This is a genomic window from Pseudomonas sp. B21-012, from assembly GCF_024749305.1.
GTDB lineage: Bacteria > Pseudomonadota > Gammaproteobacteria > Pseudomonadales > Pseudomonadaceae > Aquipseudomonas.
Genome location: NZ_CP087197.1, coordinates 2772109 through 2789621, shown reverse-complemented (window position 1 = coordinate 2789621; position 17513 = coordinate 2772109). Strand labels below are relative to the sequence as shown.

Annotated in this window: 17 protein-coding genes; 11 read left to right on the top strand and 6 right to left on the bottom strand. The window is 64.7% G+C overall.

Annotated features, from left to right (window positions below):
- The first annotated feature begins 77 nt into the window (after nucleotides 1-77).
- From napE to LOY37_RS12615, 10 genes are all read left to right on the top strand, one after another.
- The gene (gene napE / locus LOY37_RS12660; RefSeq protein WP_093383168.1) at nucleotides 78-248 is read left to right on the top strand and encodes a periplasmic nitrate reductase, NapE protein; all 171 of its coding nucleotides are present in this window, start codon (nucleotides 78-80) and stop codon (nucleotides 246-248) included.
- Nucleotides 249-270: 22 nt separating this feature from the next.
- Nucleotides 271-531: a chaperone NapD gene (locus LOY37_RS12655; protein WP_258717066.1), complete on the top strand. Its 261-nt coding sequence runs from the start codon at nucleotides 271-273 to the stop codon at nucleotides 529-531.
- Nucleotides 528-3032, top strand: a complete 2505-nt coding sequence (napA, locus tag LOY37_RS12650; RefSeq protein WP_045198842.1) for a nitrate reductase catalytic subunit NapA — start codon at nucleotides 528-530, stop codon at nucleotides 3030-3032. Before LOY37_RS12655 ends, napA begins: the two co-directional genes overlap by 4 nt.
- An 11-nt stretch (nucleotides 3033-3043) precedes the next feature.
- Nucleotides 3044-3529 carry a nitrate reductase cytochrome c-type subunit gene (locus tag LOY37_RS12645; protein ID WP_093383174.1) on the top strand — a complete coding sequence of 162 codons (486 nt, stop codon included), beginning with the start codon at nucleotides 3044-3046 and terminating at the stop codon, nucleotides 3527-3529.
- Between the two features lie 9 nt (nucleotides 3530-3538).
- Nucleotides 3539-4135 (top strand): cytochrome c3 family protein, encoded by a 597-nt coding sequence (locus tag LOY37_RS12640; RefSeq protein ID WP_045198838.1) that lies wholly within the window; start codon nucleotides 3539-3541, stop codon nucleotides 4133-4135.
- A 201-nt stretch (nucleotides 4136-4336) separates the two neighbouring features.
- Nucleotides 4337-4936 (top strand): paraquat-inducible protein A, encoded by a 600-nt coding sequence (locus LOY37_RS12635; protein ID WP_045198836.1) that lies wholly within the window; start codon nucleotides 4337-4339, stop codon nucleotides 4934-4936.
- The gene (locus LOY37_RS12630) at nucleotides 4933-5559 is read left to right on the top strand and encodes a paraquat-inducible protein A (protein ID WP_045198835.1); all 627 of its coding nucleotides are present in this window, start codon (nucleotides 4933-4935) and stop codon (nucleotides 5557-5559) included. The genes LOY37_RS12635 and LOY37_RS12630 overlap by 4 nt, the downstream gene beginning before the upstream one ends.
- A complete protein-coding gene (locus tag LOY37_RS12625; protein ID WP_258717065.1) occupies nucleotides 5552-7204 on the top strand; it encodes an intermembrane transport protein PqiB in 1653 nt (550 codons plus the stop codon). Before LOY37_RS12630 ends, LOY37_RS12625 begins: the two co-directional genes overlap by 8 nt.
- Nucleotides 7205-7220: 16 nt before the next feature.
- Nucleotides 7221-7766, top strand: a complete 546-nt coding sequence (locus LOY37_RS12620) for a PqiC family protein (protein ID WP_258717064.1) — start codon at nucleotides 7221-7223, stop codon at nucleotides 7764-7766.
- A gap of 30 nt (nucleotides 7767-7796) precedes the next feature.
- Nucleotides 7797-8894 (top strand): AI-2E family transporter, encoded by a 1098-nt coding sequence (locus LOY37_RS12615; RefSeq protein ID WP_093383186.1) that lies wholly within the window; start codon nucleotides 7797-7799, stop codon nucleotides 8892-8894.
- Between the two features lie 2 nt (nucleotides 8895-8896).
- Here the strand turns inward: LOY37_RS12615 and LOY37_RS12610 are convergent, their stop codons facing one another.
- Nucleotides 8897-10513 carry a mechanosensitive ion channel family protein gene (locus LOY37_RS12610; RefSeq protein ID WP_258717063.1) on the bottom strand — a complete coding sequence of 539 codons (1617 nt, stop codon included), beginning with the start codon at nucleotides 10511-10513 and terminating at the stop codon, nucleotides 8897-8899.
- A gap of 155 nt (nucleotides 10514-10668) precedes the next feature.
- On the opposite strand from LOY37_RS12610, the gene LOY37_RS12605 reads away from it, so the two are divergent.
- Nucleotides 10669-11565: a universal stress protein gene (locus LOY37_RS12605; protein ID WP_258717062.1), complete on the top strand. Its 897-nt coding sequence runs from the start codon at nucleotides 10669-10671 to the stop codon at nucleotides 11563-11565.
- A 7-nt stretch (nucleotides 11566-11572) separates the two neighbouring features.
- Here LOY37_RS12605 and LOY37_RS12600 read toward each other — a convergent pair whose 3' ends face one another.
- From LOY37_RS12600 to LOY37_RS12580, 5 genes are all read right to left on the bottom strand, one after another.
- Nucleotides 11573-12394: a helix-turn-helix transcriptional regulator gene (locus LOY37_RS12600; RefSeq protein ID WP_258717061.1), complete on the bottom strand. Its 822-nt coding sequence runs from the start codon at nucleotides 12392-12394 to the stop codon at nucleotides 11573-11575.
- A 73-nt stretch (nucleotides 12395-12467) separates the two neighbouring features.
- Entirely contained in the window at nucleotides 12468-13886 is a 1419-nt protein-coding gene (locus LOY37_RS12595; protein ID WP_093383194.1) for an aminotransferase, read from the bottom strand.
- Between the two features lie 32 nt (nucleotides 13887-13918).
- Entirely contained in the window at nucleotides 13919-15022 is a 1104-nt protein-coding gene (locus tag LOY37_RS12590; RefSeq protein ID WP_258717060.1) for a polyamine ABC transporter substrate-binding protein, read from the bottom strand.
- Nucleotides 15023-15155: 133 nt separating this feature from the next.
- Complete coding sequence (locus LOY37_RS12585) at nucleotides 15156-15857, bottom strand: NAD(P)H-dependent oxidoreductase (protein WP_258717059.1); 702 nt, start codon at nucleotides 15855-15857, stop codon at nucleotides 15156-15158.
- A gap of 9 nt (nucleotides 15858-15866) precedes the next feature.
- Nucleotides 15867-17513: an ABC transporter ATP-binding protein gene (locus LOY37_RS12580; RefSeq protein WP_093383201.1), complete on the bottom strand. Its 1647-nt coding sequence runs from the start codon at nucleotides 17511-17513 to the stop codon at nucleotides 15867-15869.

The window sequence follows — 17513 nt, the reverse complement described above, 5'->3', positions numbered from 1 at the left end:
GACCGTTGGTCGCGCCAGCCGGCGTGGGCAGAGCACGCTGATCTAGGCTCAGTTCACGCTCGACAGGAGGCCGCTCCATGTCATTGGCTGAAGAACAGAAAATCGCCCGCAGAAGAGAAACGCTGCTGTTCCTGTTTTTGATCGTCTGCCTGTTCCCCTTGATGTCGGTCGCCATCGTTGGCGGCTACGGTTTTCTCGTCTGGTTTTTCCAGTTGCTGTATGGCCCACCCGGCCCTCCCAACGGCTAGCCGAGACTGCCGGAGCCCGCCCATGGACGACGTTCTGCACATTGCCAGCCTGGTGGTACATGCCCGCCCCGAACTGTTCGAGGCGGTAAAGGCGAACCTGCTGCTGCTCGACAACCTCGAACTGCATCAGCACAGCCCCGCCGGCAAGCTGGTGGTGGTGCTCGAAGCCCACCATGAACAGCAGATCCTGCAGCGCATCGAGCAGATCAACACCCTGCCCGGGGTGCTCAATGCCGCGCTGATTTACCACGAACTCCTCGCCCCAGAAGGAGACTCACCATGAGCATGACCCGCCGTGAATTTGCCAAGGCCCAGGCCGCCGCCATTGCCGCCGCCGCGGCGGGCCTGCCGATCTTCACCAGCGCCAGCAACCTGGTGACCGAAGCCGACCTGGTGACCCTGAACTGGAACAAGGCGCCCTGCCGCTTTTGCGGCACCGGTTGCAGCGTCATGGTGGCGACGCGCGACAATCGCGTGGTGGCCACCCACGGCGACGTCAAAGCCGAGGTCAATCGCGGCCTGAACTGCGTCAAAGGCTATTTTCTGTCGAAAATCATGTACGGCAATGACCGCCTGACCCAACCGCTGCTGCGCATGCGCAACGGTCAGTACCACAAGCAGGGCGAATTCCAGCCGATCAGCTGGGAAAAAGCCTTCGACATCATGGCCGAAAAGTACAAGCAAGCGCTGCACAACAAAGGCCCGGAATCGATCGGCATGTTTGGCTCCGGGCAATGGACGGTGTGGGAAGGCTACGCCGCCAACAAACTGATGAAGGCCGGCTTTCGCAGCAACAACATCGACCCCAATGCCCGCCACTGCATGGCTTCGGCGGTGATGGGCTTCATGCGCACCTTCGGCATGGATGAACCCATGGGCTGTTACGACGACATCGAGGCCACCGATGCCTTTGTGCTGTGGGGCTCGAACATGGCCGAAATGCACCCGATCCTCTGGAGCCGGGTCACCGACCGGCGCCTGAGCCAGCCGCAGGTCAAGGTCGCGGTGCTGTCGACCTTCGAACACCGCAGCTTCGACCTGGCCGACATTCCCATGGTGTTCAAGCCGCAAACCGACCTGCTGATCCTCAACTACATCGCCAACCACATCATCGAAAGCGGCGCGGTGAACAAGGACTTCATCAGCAAGCACACACGCTTCGCCCTCGGCGCCGACGACATCGGCTACGGCCTGCGCGCCGACGATCCACGCGAAGCCAAGGCCAGAAACGCCGACAAGGCCAACACCTGGAGCGACATCGATTTCGAGCAGTTCGCCGCCTTTGTGCGGCCCTACACCCTTGAGCGCGCAGCCACCGAATCGGGCGTGCCGCAAGAGCGCCTCAAGGCGCTGGCCGAGCTGTATGCCGACCCCAAGCGCAAGGTGGTGTCGTTCTGGACCATGGGCTTCAACCAGCACACCCGCGGGGTGTGGGCCAACAACCTGATCTACAACATCCACCTGCTCACCGGCAAGATCAGCGAGCCGGGCAACAGCCCCTTCTCGCTCACCGGCCAGCCCTCGGCCTGTGGCACCGCCCGCGAGGTCGGGACCTTCTCGCACCGCTTGCCGGCCGACTTGGTGGTGACCAACCCCAAGCACCGCGCCAGCGCCGAAAAAATCTGGAAGCTGCCCGCCGGCACTATCCAGGAGAAAGTCGGCTTTCATGCCGTGCAACAGAGCCGCATGCTCAAGGACGGGGTGCTCAACGTCTACTGGACCCAGGCCAGCAATAACATGCACGCCGGGCCCAATATCATGCAGGAAGTGCTGCCGGGCTGGCGCAAGCCGGACAATTTCGTGATTGTCTCGGACGTTTACCCCACGGTGTCGGCCCAGGCTGCCGACCTGATCCTGCCCAGCGCCATGTGGGTAGAAAAGGAAGGCGCCTATGGCAATGCCGAGCGCCGCACCCAGTTCTGGCATCAGTTGGTGACCGCCCCGGGCGAAGCACGTTCAGACCTGTGGCAACTGATGGAGTTTTCCAAGCGCTTCACCACCGACGAGGTCTGGCCTGCCGAGTTGCTGGCCAAGGCCCCCGAGTACAAAGGCAAGACCCTGTTCGAAGTGCTGTACAAAAATGGTCAGGTCGACCAGTTCCCGGTCGAGCAGCTGCAAGCCGGTTACCACAACGATGAAGCCAAGGCCTTTGGCTTCTACCCGCAAAAGGGCTTGTTCGAAGAGTACGCACAGTTCGGACGGGGCCATGGTCACGACCTGGCCGCGTTTGATCGCTACCACAGCGAGCGCGGCCTGCGCTGGCCGGTGGTCGACGGCCAGGAAACCCGCTGGCGCTACCGCGAAGGCCTCGACCCGTACGTGGAGAAAGGCAGTGAAGTGCAGTTTTACGGTTACCCGGACAAGAAGGCGATCATCTTCGCCCTGCCCTACGAGCCGCCGGCCGAAGCACCGGATGCCGACTACCCGTTCTGGCTGAGTACCGGCCGGGTGCTGGAGCATTGGCACACCGGGAGCATGACCCAGCGCGTTGAAGAATTGTACAAAGCAGTGCCCGATGCCCTGGTGTACATGCACCCTGACGATGCCAAGGCCCTGAATGCACGGCGCGGCAGCGAAGTGAAACTGATCAGCCGGCGCGGCGAGATTCGCGCGCGCATCGAAACCCGCGGGCGCAACAAGCCACCGCGCGGCCTGGTGTTCGTACCGTTTTTCGATGCCAACAAGCTGATCAACAAAGTCACCCTGGACGCCACCGACCCGATCTCCAAGCAAACCGATTACAAGAAATGCGCCATACGCATCGAGCTGATCAGCGCGGCCTGAGGAGAACCGTCATGCCCATTCGCAGCCTGCCCTTGCTGCTGTTCGCGGTCATCGGCCTGGTGGTCGCCGCCGAAGTCGACTACCCCCTCGATGCCCCCGGCCCCGATGGCCGGCGCCCGGGCGGCACGCTGACCCAGAGTTTGCCGGCGCCACCGCTGGCCAACGACGAGAACAAGGACCTCAAGCGCGAACGCAATTACCCCGACCAGCCGCCGACCATCCCCCACACGATTCGCGGCTATCAGGTCGACCTCAACGGCAACAAGTGCCTGTCCTGCCACAGCCGCGCCAACAGTGCGCGCAGCCAGGCGACCATGATCAGCATCACCCACTACATGGACCGCGACGGCCAGGCGTTGGCAGCGGTATCGCCACGGCGCTACTTCTGCACCCAGTGCCATGTGCCGCAAAAAGAGGTGCAGCCACTGGTGGGCAACAGCTTCGAAACCATCGACAAGCTGCTGCAAGACGACGCCAACGCCGCGCAAAAACCCTGAGGAGGCGCCATGCGAGCACTGTTCGGGCTACTCAAGCAATACTGGGGCATTCTCTGGCGGCCCAGTGTCTACTACAGCCTGGGCTTTCTGACCCTCGGCGGGTTCGTCGCCGGGATCATCTTCTGGGGCGGCTTCAACACCGCCCTGGAGGTGACCAACACCGAGAAGTTCTGCACCTCCTGCCATGAGATGCGCGACAACGTCTTTGTCGAACTCAAGGAGACCATTCACTACAGCAACCGCTCCGGGGTACGCGCCAGTTGCCCGGATTGCCATGTACCGCACGAATGGACACACAAGATCGCGCGCAAGATGCAGGCGTCCAAGGAAGTCTGGGGCAAGATTTTCGGCACCATCGACACCCGCGACAAATTCCTCGCGCACCGCCGTGAACTGGCCGAGCACGAATGGGCGCGGCTCAAGGCCAACGACTCGCGCGAATGTCGCAACTGCCACAACTTCGAGTTCATGGATTTCACCCGCCAGAGCAAGCGCGCCGCAGCCATGCACTCGACCTCGCTGGCCAGCGGGCAGGCGACCTGTATCGATTGCCACAAGGGCATCGCCCACAAACTGCCGGACATGCGCGGGGTGCCGGGTTGGTAGCCGCTGCCTCATCGCGGGTCAAGTCGGGTCGCCGCACCGCCGCTCTCACAGGTCCGGTGTGTAGGAGCGGCGGTGCGACGACTCGACTTGACCCGCGATGAGGCCGGTGCAGCCAGCTCCCGCAGTGGGTAAAAAATCCGCAGCCCCGCGCCAGCGCCGACTATATTGAGCTAGTCCCCGCCCGCAGCCAGAGCGCGCGCCATGCTGGATACCCATCAGTTGATCATCTGCGAACATTGCGACTGCGTGTACCAGAAAGTCAGCCTCGGCAAACATCAGAAGGCCCTGTGTCAGTGCTGTGGCGCGGTGCTGCAGCGCTATAACGGCCTGAGCGTGCAGCAACGCCTGGCCCTGAGCGTCACCGCGCTGATCCTCTGGGTGTTCGCCAATTTCTACCCGATCATGAGCATCAGCCTCAAAGGCCTGCACAACAGCGCCACCCTGTGGGACTCGGTGCGGGCCCTGGCCAATGGGCCGATCACCTTTATCGCCCTGGTGGCGGCGATTTCGATCATCATCGCCCCGGTGTTCCAGTTGCTGCTGTTGATCTGGGTGCTCGGCTTTGCCCTGGCCGGCGGCCGCGCCCCGGGCTTCAGCCTGTGCATGCGCTGGCTGGAAACCCTGCGCCCGTGGAGCATGCTCGAAGTCTGCCTGCTCGGCGCCATGGTCGCGGTGTTCAAGCTGGCCGGCATGCTCGATGTGCTGCCGGGCATCGGCCTGCTGGCACTGGCGGCCCTGAGCCTGTTGATTCTGCGCATCGCCGGGCGCGACATCCGCGAGCTCTGGGACCTGCTGCCATGAGCCGCCCACCGCGCGCCGCCGAGCTCAACCTGGTGCTCTGCCATGCCTGCGGCATGGCCTGCGACAACACTCATCAGCCGCACGAATGCGAACGCTGCGGCGCGCCGCTGCATGCGCACAAGCCCGATTCGCTGACCCGCACCTGGGCCTACCTGGTCGCCTCGCTGGTGCTCTATATCCCCGCCAACCTGCTGCCGGTGATGAACACCACGCTGTTCGGCAGCGGCGCCGACAGCACCATCATGAGCGGCGTCATGGAGTTCTGGGAGCACGGCGCCTGGGACATCGCCCTGATCATCTTCATCGCCAGCATCGCTGTACCGGCGACCAAATTCGTTGCCCTGGCCCTGCTGCTGATCACCGTGCAGCGCCGCAGCACCTGGGCGCAGACGCAACGGGCGCGCCTGTACCGCTTCGTCGAGCTGATCGGCTACTGGTCGATGCTCGATGTGCTGGTGGTCGCCCTGGTGGCGGCGCTGGTCAAGTTTCAGGCCCTGGGCGACATCGAACCGCGCCCGGGCATTCTGTTCTTCGGCATGGTGGTGGTGCTGACCATGCTTGCGGCAATGAGCTTCGACCCTAGACTGATCTGGCAGCACGACAAGGAGCAGGCCGATGACTGATACCCGCCAAGACAGCCCCCTACCCGGCCAGCCCGGGGTCAAGACCCGGCGCTTCAGCATCTCGCTGGTGTGGATCGTGCCGCTGGTGGCGGTGCTGGTGGGCTTGTCGCTGGTGGTCCATAACGTCATGCAGCAAGGCCCGACCATCGAGATCACCTTCAAGACCGGCCAGGGCCTGGAGGCCAACAAGACCGCGGTCAAGTACCGCAACGTGGTGATCGGCCAGGTCACCGCAGTGGAGTTGAGCAAGGACCAGAAGAGCGTCACCGCCACGGTCAAGCTGGTCAAGCAGGCCGACAATTTTACCCGCGAGGACTCCAAATTCTGGGTGGTGCGCGCGCGCATCGGCGCCGGCGGCGTGTCGGGCATCGACACCCTGCTGTCCGGCGACTTTATCGGCGCCGATTCCGGCGAATCTCACACCCGCGCCAAGGCCTTCGTCGGCCTCGAATCGCCGCCGCCGATCACCTACGGCGAGCCCGGCAAGCGCTTCTTCCTGCACGCCAGCGACCTCGGCTCGCTGGGGGTCGGTTCGCCGGTCTACTACCGCAAGATCCCGGTCGGCCAGGTGGTCGCCTATAACCTCGACGAGAACGGCAAAGGGGTGAGTATCGAGGTGTTCATCAACTCGCCCAACGATGCCTTCGTCACCGACAACACGCGCTTCTGGAACGCCAGCGGCGTCGATGTCGAGGTCGGCGCCAACGGCTTTGCCTTTCGTACCGAATCGCTGTCGTCGGTGATTGTCGGCGGCATTGCCTTTCGCGCCCCCGACTACAGCCCCGATGACCAGGTGGCCGCCGAAGACCGCCAGTTCGAACTGTTCGACGATCGCGCCCGGGCCCTGTCGCCGCCGCATGGCAAGGCGCAGTACCTGAGCCTGCGTTTCGACCAGGCGCTGCGCGGCCTCAAGGTCGGAGCGCCGGTGGAGTTCCTCGGCGTCGAGATCGGCTCGGTGGTGTCGGTCAACCTCGATTTCGACGTCGACAAGCGCACCTTCCCGGTCAATGTCGGCATCGTCATCTACCCGCAACGCCTGGGCCGCGCCCACACCAAGCTGCTCAAGGCGCTGAACCACGACCCCGACGACGAAAAAGCCGCCGCGCAGTTGCTCGGCACCTTCGTCGACAACGGCCTGCGTGCCCAGGCGCGCAGCGGCAACCTGCTCACCGGGCAGTTGTACATCGCCCTGGATTTCGACCCCAAGGCGCCAAAAGTGGTGTTCGACCCGAGCGCCCGGCCGATTACCATCCCCACCGTACCGGGTAGCCTGGAGCAACTGCAGGAGCAGTTCCAGGCCATGGTCGAGAAGCTCAACCGCCTGCCGATCGAGCGCATCGCCAACAACCTCGACGCCAACCTGGTGGAACTGCGCAAGGGCCTGCAGCAGTTCAACAGCCGTACCTTGCCGGGCGTCCAGGGCACCTTGCAGGAGGTCAGCAAGACCCTGCAGTCGGCCAACTCGACCCTGGCCGAGGATTCGCCGCAACGCGAGCAACTGACCCAGACCCTCGACGAGCTGGGGCGCATGTCGCGCTCGCTCCGGGAGCTGGCCGACTACCTGGGGCGCAACCCCGAGTCGCTGCTGCGCGGCCGGCCCAAAGATGCACCCGCTGACGCATTGAAACCTTCGTCGCGCAACTGACCGCAGGAGCACACCCATGGCGCATGCCTTCAAGATTGCCGTGTTGAGCCTGGCCTTGCTGCTGGCCGCTTGCCGCAGCGACCCGATCCACTACCACACGCTGATCCCGCAACAGCCGGCTGCGGCCAGCAGTGCCGATGTGCTGCTGGAACAGGTCAGCGTGCCGCCGCAAGTCGATCGCCCGCAGGTGGTGATTCGCCAGAGCAACAGCAGCCTGGCGATCCTTGAGACCGAATGGTGGGGCGCAAGCCTCGCCGACGAGCTGCGCAACGCCCTGGTCAACCAGTTCGCCAACAGCAGCGCCCAGCCACGCCTGGGCCTGCGCGTGGAAGTCCAGCGCTTTGACTCGGTGCCTGGGCAATACGCCCTGTTCGATGCCCGCTGGCGCCTTCGGGCCGGCAACGGCGGCGCGGCGCTCAACTGTCGCAGCGTGATCCAGACCCCGGCAGGCGCCAGCATCGACGCGCTGGTGCTGGCCCACCAGCAGAACCTCAAGCGCTTCACCGAACTGGTCAGCCAGGCGGCCAGCGGCGGCGCCAGTCGCTGCCCGGCGCTGCGCTAAAGCGCCGATTGCCGGCCCAAGGAGACGCCGATGGCCAACAACCGCCCCCTGCACCTGGGCACCGCCCGCGAACTGCTGGATGTGCTGATCCGCGCTGGCCTGATCGCGGTGCTGGTGATGTTCTGCTTCGAGATCTTCCGGCCGTTTTTGAGCCTGATGCTCTGGGCGGTGATCCTGGCGATCACCCTCTACCCGCTCAACCAGCGCCTGGGCAGCTGGCTGGGTGGCCGCCCTGGCTGGGCCGCCGGGGTGCTGGTGATTATCGGCCTGGCCTGCCTGATCGGGCCGCTGAGCCTGCTCGGCACCTCGGTGGCCGACACCGTGCAGCAAGGCATCCACGGCTTCGAGGACCAGCGCATCGAAATCCCGCCGCCACCGGACAACGTGCGTGACTGGCCGCTGATCGGCGCACCGCTGTACGGTATCTGGGCCCATGCCAGCAGCGACCTGAGCTGGGCGTTGTCGCAGGTGGCCCCGCACCTCAAGGGCGTGAGCAAGACCTTGCTGACGCAACTGGCCGGGATCGGCTCGGGCATCCTGGTGTTCGTGGTTGCCCTGGTGGTCGCCGGGGTGATCATGGCCAAGGGCGATAATGGTCAGCGCACCGCCGAGGCCATTGCCATGCGCATTTCCGGGCCACAGCGCGGCGAGCAACTGGCCGCGCTGTGCACCGCGACCATTCGCGCCGTGGCCCAGGGCGTGGTTGGCATCGCCTTCGTGCAGATGCTGCTGGTGGGCATCGGCCTGGTGGTCATGGGCGTGCCCGCGGCCGGGGTGCTGGCGCTACTGGTGTTGCTGCTGGGCATCACCCAGCTGCCGGTGCTGCTGGTGACCTTGCCGGTGGTGATCTACGTGTTTGCCCATGACGGAGTCAGTGCCAGCACGGTGATCTTCGCCATCTGGACCCTGCTCGCCGGGCTTTGCGACAACGTCCTCAAGCCGCTGCTGCTGGGCCGCGGGGTTGCCGTGCCGATGCCGGTTGTGCTGATTGGCGCGCTCGGCGGCATGTTGACCAACGGCATCATCGGCCTGTTCATCGGCCCGGTGGTGCTGGCCGTGGGTTACGAGCTGTTCATGAGCTGGGTGGCGCAGCCGTTGGCCGCCGACAGCCCGGCCGAAGAGCCCTGAGTTCAGGGCGCCCCGGGCGGCTGCGCCGGGGCGCTGTACCACTGCGCCGGGGGCACCGACTTGGGCTGTTGCGGGTCGCCCAGGTAATGCGGCGACATGATCTGCACGCCGTACTCGTTGAACACGTCCTGGATATGCCCGTGCAGTTCGCTGAGCAGCACCGCCCGCGGCCGGGGCTGGCTGGGAATGGCCTGGGCCACCAGGCGGTACTCGGGATAGAAGTCCGACAAGGCGGTCTGGAACACCTGCGGCAACGGTTGCGCGAGGATGCCATTGGTACGCCGCGCCGCCTCCAGCAGCATCGCCTCGACTTGTCGCCAGGGCGTGTCGTAGCCAATGGTCACGGTGGTGTCGACCACATAGCCCTCGCCCTCGACGATCCGCGAGTAGTTCTTGGTCACGCTGGCAGTGATCAACGAATTGGGCAGCGTCAGCACTTCACCCAGGCCAGTGCGGATGCGCGTGGTGAACATGCCAAGCTCGGTGACCGTGCCCTCGTACTCGCCGATGCGCACGAATTCGCCAGGACGCAAAGTGCGCGTGTAGGTCAGGATCAGCCCGGCAGCGGCCTGGCCGACGACGCTGGTGGCGCCCAGGGAAATCATCAGGCCGATCAATACCGACAAGCCCTTGAACGCGTCGGTACCCGCACCAGGCAAGTATGGGTAGGCCATGGCCAGGGCGAACAACCAGATCGCCAGGGCGGTCAGGCGTGTGGTCGGGGCCAGAGTCTCCTGGTTGAGCCAGCTCAGGGTCCCCGGCACCGCCAGGCGGCGCAGCAAGCGGCGGCTGAAAGCGACCGCGCCACGGGCAATGAAAAAAATCGCCAGGGCCACCACCAGCCCCGGCACCGCGCTGATCATGCCTTCGAGCAGATAGCGCAGCAGCTCGAGCAAGTATTCATTGAGGCGCTCGCCCCATGGCCGGGTGTAGGGAAAGCGCGACAGGACAAAACCCAGCCATTCATAACTGAGCAAGGCGATCAGCAACCAGCGCACGCTCTCCAGCACCCGGCGTATCAAGGTGTAGAAGAAATTCGCCTCGATCACCGGCGTCTGCCCCACGCTCAGGGTCCGCGCGTGACGGCGCATCAGCCGCGGCAGGCGCGCTTGCAGCTTGCCTCTGGTAAACGCGATAGCCCACAACAGCGCCAGGTACAGCGCGGTGGCCAGCGCTGCTGCCAGCCCCGCGCGTGCCAGCCGTTGCAGGTTACGCGCCTCGCGCTGCTCGCCCACGGCCTGGCGCAGGTTGGCTGCGGCCTGCTCGGCGGCCTCGCGCACCGTGCCCTGGCTCAGCGGGTCAATGTCGCGGCTGGAGACAATGAACGCACGTTTGTCGCCCAGCAGCACCAAATAGCTGGACTGCACCGGGTCGAGGCTGACCTGCGGGTCGGGGCTGTCGTCCAGGGTTTCGCCGATCACCGTGCGGGCGCGCTTGACCCGCAACTGCGGGGTTTCGCCCAGCACCGTCGCGCGAAACAGCATGATGCTGCGGTTGAACACCTTCAGCTCCACCGGCTCGGCGCTGGCCGACACTGCGCCTGGCTCCTGGGCCCAGGTCAGGGCGCCCAGCAGCAACCCGCCCATCAGCAGCCACGCCTTGAGTACCGCATTGCTCATGCCCTCACCCTCGCCCGCCCGGTCCTGTAGCGCAGCCTAGACCAGCGCGGACCGCTTGTCAGATAGCCCGCCCCGGAGCCTGCGGGCGCCCCGCTGCGATGGACTAGACTTCAAGCACCGGGGGGCTGGCAACACAACGCTACCGGAGGTACCCCATGAGCCAGTACCAACGCCTGTTCCTGATGGTCGGATCGGACCTGCGCCACACCCCGGCGCTGGAGCGCGCCGCTGCCCTGGCCCACGCCACCGGCGCCACCTTGCATATCTGCGCCTTTGTCGACGAAATCGATACCCTCGGGCTCATGAGCGGTGACGAACACCGCCTCGATACCCTGCTGCAGAACAACCGCCAGTGGCTGGCCGATGAAGCGACCTTGCTGCACGAAAACGGTATTCGCGTCAGTACCGAGGTGATCCTCGCCCGCGACGTACTGCAAGCGGCCCTGGCGCAAGTGGCCGAAATCACCCCCGACCTGCTGATCAAGGACGTACAGCACGAGCCGCTGCTCAAGCGCCTGGTGGTCGCGCCGCTGGACTGGCAACTGCTGCGCGAATGCCCGTGCCCGGTGCACCTGGTCAGCGAGGTGCACTGCCCGCTGCCGCGCATCGTGATTGCCGCCGTCGACCCGACCCACCCCGAACACCCCCACGACGATCTTAACGAAAGTGTTATCGACGCCGCCGCCGACCTGGCCCGCCAGTGCAACGCCGAGCTGCACCTGTTGCACGTATGCGACAGCGCCCACACTCACATGGCCGACTTCGGCGCCGGCACCGTGACCATGCCGGGCTTTGGCAGTGACGTGCGCAAGTCGATCCACAAGGCTTTCGAGCAGATGGCCGCGCGCCATGGGGTACCGGTTGAGCGCCAGCACTTTTTGTCGGCGCCGATCACCCGCAGCATCGCCGAGTTCATCGCCCACAGCCGCGCCGACGTGCTGGTGATGGGCAACCACCCGCGCAAACTGCTCGAGCGCCTGACCGGTAGCACCACCGAGCATGTGCTGGAACAGCGCTTGTGCAATGTGCTGGCGATCAGGGGAACAGCGTGAGATAGCCTCAGCCTAGGCGCAGCCAGTCGATAAAACGCGCAAACAGTTCGGACTGGGAGTTGATCTCAAGCTTAAGGTAGAGGTTCTTGCGGTGCATGCGCACGGTTTCTGGCGAAATGCCCATTTCGCCGGCGGTGGACTTCACCGAGTGGCCGCGCAGGATCATCTGCGCCACCTGCCGTTCACGCTCGGTCAGTTTGTTGCAGCCGAAGCTGTCGAAGGCGGCCTGGACGCTGCCCTGGCTGGCCGCTTCACTGCCGGGCTCAAGGCCATGCTGGGCAAAGCGGCGGATCAGTTCGCGGACCATCGGCTCGACCGCCTGCAACACGTGCAGTTGTTCGACGCTCAGGCTGCTGCCACCACAGCCCTGGAACAGGCTCAGGGATATTTTGCTGTGCGGGTCGATGTCGACGATGTAGTAGCTGTCTTCGCTGCAGCCGGTGCCCAGGTAGTAGGTCTTGTAGTAGTCGCTGTCGAAGAAGTGGTCCGGGGCGATGTCCTGCAGGTGGTAAAAACCCTGGGCCAGGCCTTTTTCTACCGCCAGGCAGAACGGGTCGAGCAGGTAGCCGGCGGTAAAGTAACGGTTGAGGATGGCGTCGCGATGACGCTCGGGGATGCCCTGCTGGTACAACAGTTGCGGTGGCTGGCCCTGGCGCTCGAGGCTGATCATCATCGACTCGACCGCCACCAGTTGGCTCAGGGCGGCGGCGAGGTTTGCCAGGGCGTCGGCCTCGCCGCTGCGGGCAATGGCATGCTGCAGCGCCGCATGCCATTGCTGCAGGGCTGAGAACGACAGGCAGATCGGGGTGTCGGCAGTGGCTCGGGTCATGCCCGGCAGTCTAACCCGCCGGGGGGCTGCGATGCAGCCCATCGCCGGCAAGGCCGGCTCCCGCAAGCGCTTGTCATGCACCCGCGTACAACCCTTCGCGGCGCAGTTCTTCAGCGGTTTCGATGATGCACTGGCGCAGGGTTTCAACGATCTCGTCGACCTGCGCGCGGGTGATGATCAGCGGCGGCGACATCACGTTCAGGTGCATGATCGGCCGCACCAGCAAGCCTTTGGCCTGGGCCCGGCGGTGGATGCGCTCGCCGATGTTCACTTCATCGGCAAACAGCGCCTTGCTGCGCTTGTCGGCGACGAACTCGACGCAGGCCATCAGCTTCATGCAGCGCACCTCGCCGACCAGCGGCAGCCCGGCCAGGCTCTGCAGACGCTGTTCCAGATAACCACCCACCTCATCGACATGGGCCAGAAGCTGCTCGCGCTCGATGATTTCGATGTTCTTCAGCGCCGCCGTGCAGCACACCGGATGGCCGCTGTAGGTAAAGCCATGGGTGAAGCAGCGGCCCTTGCCCGGCTCGGCGATGACCTTCCAGATGCGCGCCGAGAAGATGCACGCGCCCAGCGGCAGGTACGCCGAAGTCAGGCCCTTGGCGGTGGTGATGATGTCCGGCTGCACGCCGAACAGCGCCTCGCTGGCGAAGAATTTGCCCAGGCGGCCAAATGAGGTCACCACCTCGTCGGCCACGAAGAGGATGTCGTAGGTCTGGCACACCTGCCACATGCGTAGGAAGTAGTCCTTGGGCGGGATGATCACCCCGCCCGAGCCCATGATCGGCTCGGCAAAGAACGCCGCGACGTTGTCGGCGCCGAGCGAGAGGATCTTGTCTTCGAACTCGGCCACCAGAAAGTCGAGAAACTCTGCTTCGTCCATGTCATCCGGCGCCCGGTAGGGGTTGGGGTTGGAGACGTGATGGATCAGCTCGTTGGCATAGTCGAACTCGGGCACGCGGTCGGCGGCCTTGTTGCCGATCGACATGGTCAGGCAGGTCGAGCCGTGGTAGGCGTTGTAGCGGGCGATCACGTGCTTTTTATCCGGCTTGCCACGGCAGTTCTGGTAGTACTGGATCAGCCGGTAGGCGGTATCGACCGCAGTCGAGCCGCCAGTGGTGAGAAACACGTGATCGAGATCGCCCGGGGCCAGGCTGGCCAGTTTTGCGCAAAGCTCGATGGCGACGTTGTTGGCCATGTCCGAAAACGGGTTGGAATAGGCCAGCTGGCGTACCTGGTCGGCGATGGCCAGGGCCATCTCTTCGCGGCCCAGGCCGATGTTGGTGCACCACATGCCGCCGACAGCGTCGAGAAAGCGGTTGCCCTCGGTGTCGTAGATATAGGCGCCCTCGCCTTCGACGATGTTCAGCGCGCCTTGCTCGGCATGCTCGTCGAACACGTGGTATCCGTGCATGTAGTGGGCTTTGTCGGCGGCCACCAGGGCATCGTTGGCAGCATTTGTTGGCAAGGCTTGGTTTGGCGTGGCCATGGCAGTGTCCTTGGCGAAGGGAAATTGAAATGTCAGCTACCGGTCTTGACCGTGCTCCAGACCCGGGTGATGGCGCGCATGTCCTTGCCGCTCTGGGTTTTCTGCGCGAACAGGCGCTGGCGGGTGGCGGCGTCCGGGTAGATCGCCGGGTCGTCGCGAATCTCGGCCTGCACCCAGGGCGTGGCAGCGGCGTTGCTGTTGGCGTAGTGAATGTAGTTGCTGACCTTGGCGATGTTCTGCGGCTGCAGGAGGAATTCGATGAAACGGTGGGCGTTGGCCGGGTGCGGCGCGTCGCTGGGCAGGTAAAGGTTGTCGAACCAGATCAGCGAGCCCTCCTCCGGGATGAAGAACGACAGCTTGATGTTCTTCTTCGCCTCCTCGGCCCGCGCCTGGGCGGTGGCGTAGTCGCCGGACCAGGTCAATGCCAGGCAGGTATCACCGTTGGGCAGGCTGGTCAGGTAGTTGACCGAGTCGAATTTGTTGATGAACGGCCGCACGCCGAGCAGCAACTGCTGGGCCGCCTTGAGGTCATCGGCGCTGGCGCTGTTGGGGTCGCGCCCCAGGTACTTGAGGGCCAGCGGGATGACTTCGCTGGGTGCATCCATCAAGGTCACGCCGCAGTCGGCGAAGCGCGAGACGATCTTCGGGTCGAACAGCATGGCCAGCGAGCCGATGGGCGCATCGGGCATGCGTGCCTTGATCTTGTCGACGTTGTAGGTCACCCCCGAGCTGCCCCAGGTGTAGGGCGCCGAATACGCAAGGCCCGGGTCGTAGCCTTGCAGGGTGCTGAGCACCTGCGGGTCGAGGTTGTTCCAGCTGGGCAGCTGCTTTTTGTCCAGCGGCTGGAATACCCGGGCCTTGATCAGCGGCGGCACCAGGGAGGCGTTGAGCACCACCAGGTCGTAGCCCGAGCGCCCGGTCAGCAGTTTGGTCTGCACCGTTTCGTAGCCGTCGAAGGTGTCGTAGATGACCTTGATGCCGGTGGCGTGTTCAAAGTCGGCGAGGGTCGTTTCGCCGATGTAGTCCGTCCAGTTGTACAGCCTGAGTGTGTTGCCCGCCCCGTCGTCGGCGGCAAGGGCCGCCGCTGCCAGGGGCGCGAGCAACAGACTGGAAATCACCTTCAGTGTCTTTCGCATAGCCACTCCGTCGTGTCACCAGATCTGCTCGGTGTGAGCCGACGGAGTTACTATCGCGGGAGCCGGTGATGGCGACCATACCCCGAATGGGTAGGTGTCGTTTTTATCGCGGGGCAAGCCCGCGATGAGGCCCTCAAGCCAACGGATACAACGCCTCATCAAACTGCGCCAGGCGCGGAAACACCAGCGGCTGGTCATCGGGCAGATGCTCCAGGCGTTGCTGATAGCTGCGCAAAAAGTCCTTGCGCGCCTCGTCACTGATATACGGCACGTGCCAGGCCACGAACGGCTCCAGCACCTCGAAGCCGACGTAGGCCAGGGTGCCGCGCAGGATCGGTCGCAGCATGTCCTCCAGCGGCCCGTGAATCGCCCCTTCGCCGAACATGTGCTCGCGCCCGCCGAGGGTCACGGTGACCAGCGCCTTCTTGCCCGCCAGCCCGCCCTGGTCATAAAAGCGCTTGCCGCCGTAGCACACCCCGGACACCAGCACGCGGTCGATCCAGCCCTTGAGCATGGCCGGTGCCGAGAACCAGAAGATCGGGAAGTTCAGCACCACAAGGTCCGCCCACAGCAGCTTGTCGAGCTCCTGCTGGATGTCGGCGGCAATCGACTGACTTTTGACTCCCAGGCGCTGCTCCAGGGCATACACCAGGTAATCGGGGTTCTCGCGGCTGATGAAGTCAGCGGCGCTGGCCACCGGGTTCCAGTTCATCGCATACAGGTCGCTGACCTGCACCTGGTGACCCTGGGCGGTGAAGGTTGCAACGGCCTGGTCGCGCAGGGCGGCAGTGAAGGATTGCGGCTCGGGGTGAGCGTGAACGATCAGTACATTCATGAGGGGTCCTTAAACGGTTTGCACAGGGGAAATCAGCGCCCGCTTGGCCAGCAGGCGGTCGAGCCAGTCCGGGTCCATTTCCGGCTCGCTGGAGAACAGCAAGCCGGTGTAGTCGCGGTGCGGTGGGGTAAAGATCGCCTCGCGGCTGCCGTGATCGACCACCTGCCCGCGCTGCATCACGAGCACCTCGTCGGCGATGGCGCGCACGGTGGCGACGTCGTGGGTGATGAACAGATAAGCCACGCCCAGTTGCTGCTGGATGCGGGTGAGCAGCTTCAGAACGCCTTCGGCCACCAGTTGATCGAGGGCCGAGGTAACTTCGTCGCAGATGATCAACTGCGGCTCGGCCGCCAGCGCCCGAGCGATGCAGATGCGCTGCTTCTGCCCGCCGGACAACTCGCGGGGCTGGCGGTCCATGTAGCGCGCCGGATCGAGTTCGATCATCTCCAGCAGTTCGGCGACCCGCTGGCGCAGGGCCTGGCCTTTGAGGCCGAGGTAGAAGCTCAGCGGCCGGCCGATGATGTCGACGATGCGCTGGCGCGGGTTGAGGGCGGTGTCGGGGATCTGGTAGATCATCTGCACCCGGCGCAGTTGCTCCTTGCTGCGCTGGCGATAATCGGCCGGCAGCGCTTCACCGTCATACAACACCTGGCCTGAAGTCGGCGGCAACAGGCCGGTGATCAGCCGCGCGGTTGAGCTCTTGCCGCTGCCCGACTCACCGATCACCGCCAGGGTCTGGCCGCGATGGAGCGTGAGCGAGACCTCATGCAGCACCGGCTGGTGGCCATAACTGGCACTGGCCTTGCGCACCTCCAGCAGCGGCGTCGCCTGCGCCGGGTACGGCTTGGGTTCGGTACGAAAGCTGCGTACCGCCCACAGCGACTTGGTGTAATCCTGCTGCGGGGTGTCGAGCATGGTCCGGGTGTCGGCCTCTTCCACCAGCTTGCCGTGGCGCAGGACCATGATGCGGTCGGCCATCTGCGCCACCACCGCCAGGTCGTGGCTGATGTACAAGGCGGCGCTGTCGTAGGTTTTCAGCGCCTCGCGAATCGCCGCCAGCACTTCGATCTGGGTGGTGACGTCCAGCGCCGTGGTCGGTTCGTCGAAGATGATCAAGTCCGGGTGGCAGGCCATGGCCATGGCGGTCATGACCCGTTGCAACTGGCCGCCGGAGACCTGGTGGGGGTAACGCTGGCCGATCTGTTCGGGGTTGGGCAGGCGCAGCACGCGGTACAGCTCGACCGCTTCGGCTTGCGCCTTGGCACGGTCGATACCGCCGTTCTTCACCGCGGTCTCGACATGCTGGTCGATCAGCCGGTGTGCCGGGTTGAACGAGGCCGCCGCGCTTTGCGCAACATAGGCGATACGCAGGCCGCGCAACTTGCGCAGGGCTTCGGGCTTGGCGCCGACCAGCTCCCGGCCGTCGAAGCGCACCGAGCCACCGGTGATGCGGCAACCGTCGCGCACATAGCCCATGGCGGCCAGCCCCAGGGTCGACTTGCCCGCCCCCGATTCACCAATCAGACCCAGTACTTCGCCGCGTTGCAGGCTTAGGTCGATGCCCTTGATCAGTGGGTGCCAGGTGTCCTGGTAATGGCCTTCGATGCGCAGGTCGCGGATGTCCAGCAGCGGCTTGTCAGTTGAATGTACGCTCAT

What these genes read in the sequence shown, in the direction of transcription:
- napE (WP_093383168.1), top strand. Translation starts at nt 78, where the DNA reads ATGTCATTGGCTGAAGAACAGAAAATCGCCCGCAGAAGAGAAACGCTG.
- LOY37_RS12655 (WP_258717066.1), top strand. Translation starts at nt 271, where the DNA reads ATGGACGACGTTCTGCACATTGCCAGCCTGGTGGTACATGCCCGCCCC.
- napA (WP_045198842.1), top strand. Translation starts at nt 528, where the DNA reads ATGAGCATGACCCGCCGTGAATTTGCCAAGGCCCAGGCCGCCGCCATT.
- LOY37_RS12645 (WP_093383174.1), top strand. Translation starts at nt 3,044, where the DNA reads ATGCCCATTCGCAGCCTGCCCTTGCTGCTGTTCGCGGTCATCGGCCTG.
- LOY37_RS12640 (WP_045198838.1), top strand. Translation starts at nt 3,539, where the DNA reads ATGCGAGCACTGTTCGGGCTACTCAAGCAATACTGGGGCATTCTCTGG.
- LOY37_RS12635 (WP_045198836.1), top strand. Translation starts at nt 4,337, where the DNA reads ATGCTGGATACCCATCAGTTGATCATCTGCGAACATTGCGACTGCGTG.
- LOY37_RS12630 (WP_045198835.1), top strand. Translation starts at nt 4,933, where the DNA reads ATGAGCCGCCCACCGCGCGCCGCCGAGCTCAACCTGGTGCTCTGCCAT.
- LOY37_RS12625 (WP_258717065.1), top strand. Translation starts at nt 5,552, where the DNA reads ATGACTGATACCCGCCAAGACAGCCCCCTACCCGGCCAGCCCGGGGTC.
- LOY37_RS12620 (WP_258717064.1), top strand. Translation starts at nt 7,221, where the DNA reads ATGGCGCATGCCTTCAAGATTGCCGTGTTGAGCCTGGCCTTGCTGCTG.
- LOY37_RS12615 (WP_093383186.1), top strand. Translation starts at nt 7,797, where the DNA reads ATGGCCAACAACCGCCCCCTGCACCTGGGCACCGCCCGCGAACTGCTG.
- LOY37_RS12610 (WP_258717063.1), bottom strand. Translation starts at nt 10,513, where the DNA reads ATGAGCAATGCGGTACTCAAGGCGTGGCTGCTGATGGGCGGGTTGCTG.
- LOY37_RS12605 (WP_258717062.1), top strand. Translation starts at nt 10,669, where the DNA reads ATGAGCCAGTACCAACGCCTGTTCCTGATGGTCGGATCGGACCTGCGC.
- LOY37_RS12600 (WP_258717061.1), bottom strand. Translation starts at nt 12,394, where the DNA reads ATGACCCGAGCCACTGCCGACACCCCGATCTGCCTGTCGTTCTCAGCC.
- LOY37_RS12595 (WP_093383194.1), bottom strand. Translation starts at nt 13,886, where the DNA reads ATGGCCACGCCAAACCAAGCCTTGCCAACAAATGCTGCCAACGATGCC.
- LOY37_RS12590 (WP_258717060.1), bottom strand. Translation starts at nt 15,022, where the DNA reads ATGCGAAAGACACTGAAGGTGATTTCCAGTCTGTTGCTCGCGCCCCTG.
- LOY37_RS12585 (WP_258717059.1), bottom strand. Translation starts at nt 15,857, where the DNA reads ATGAATGTACTGATCGTTCACGCTCACCCCGAGCCGCAATCCTTCACT.
- LOY37_RS12580 (WP_093383201.1), bottom strand. Translation starts at nt 17,513, where the DNA reads ATGAGCGTACATTCAACTGACAAGCCGCTGCTGGACATCCGCGACCTG.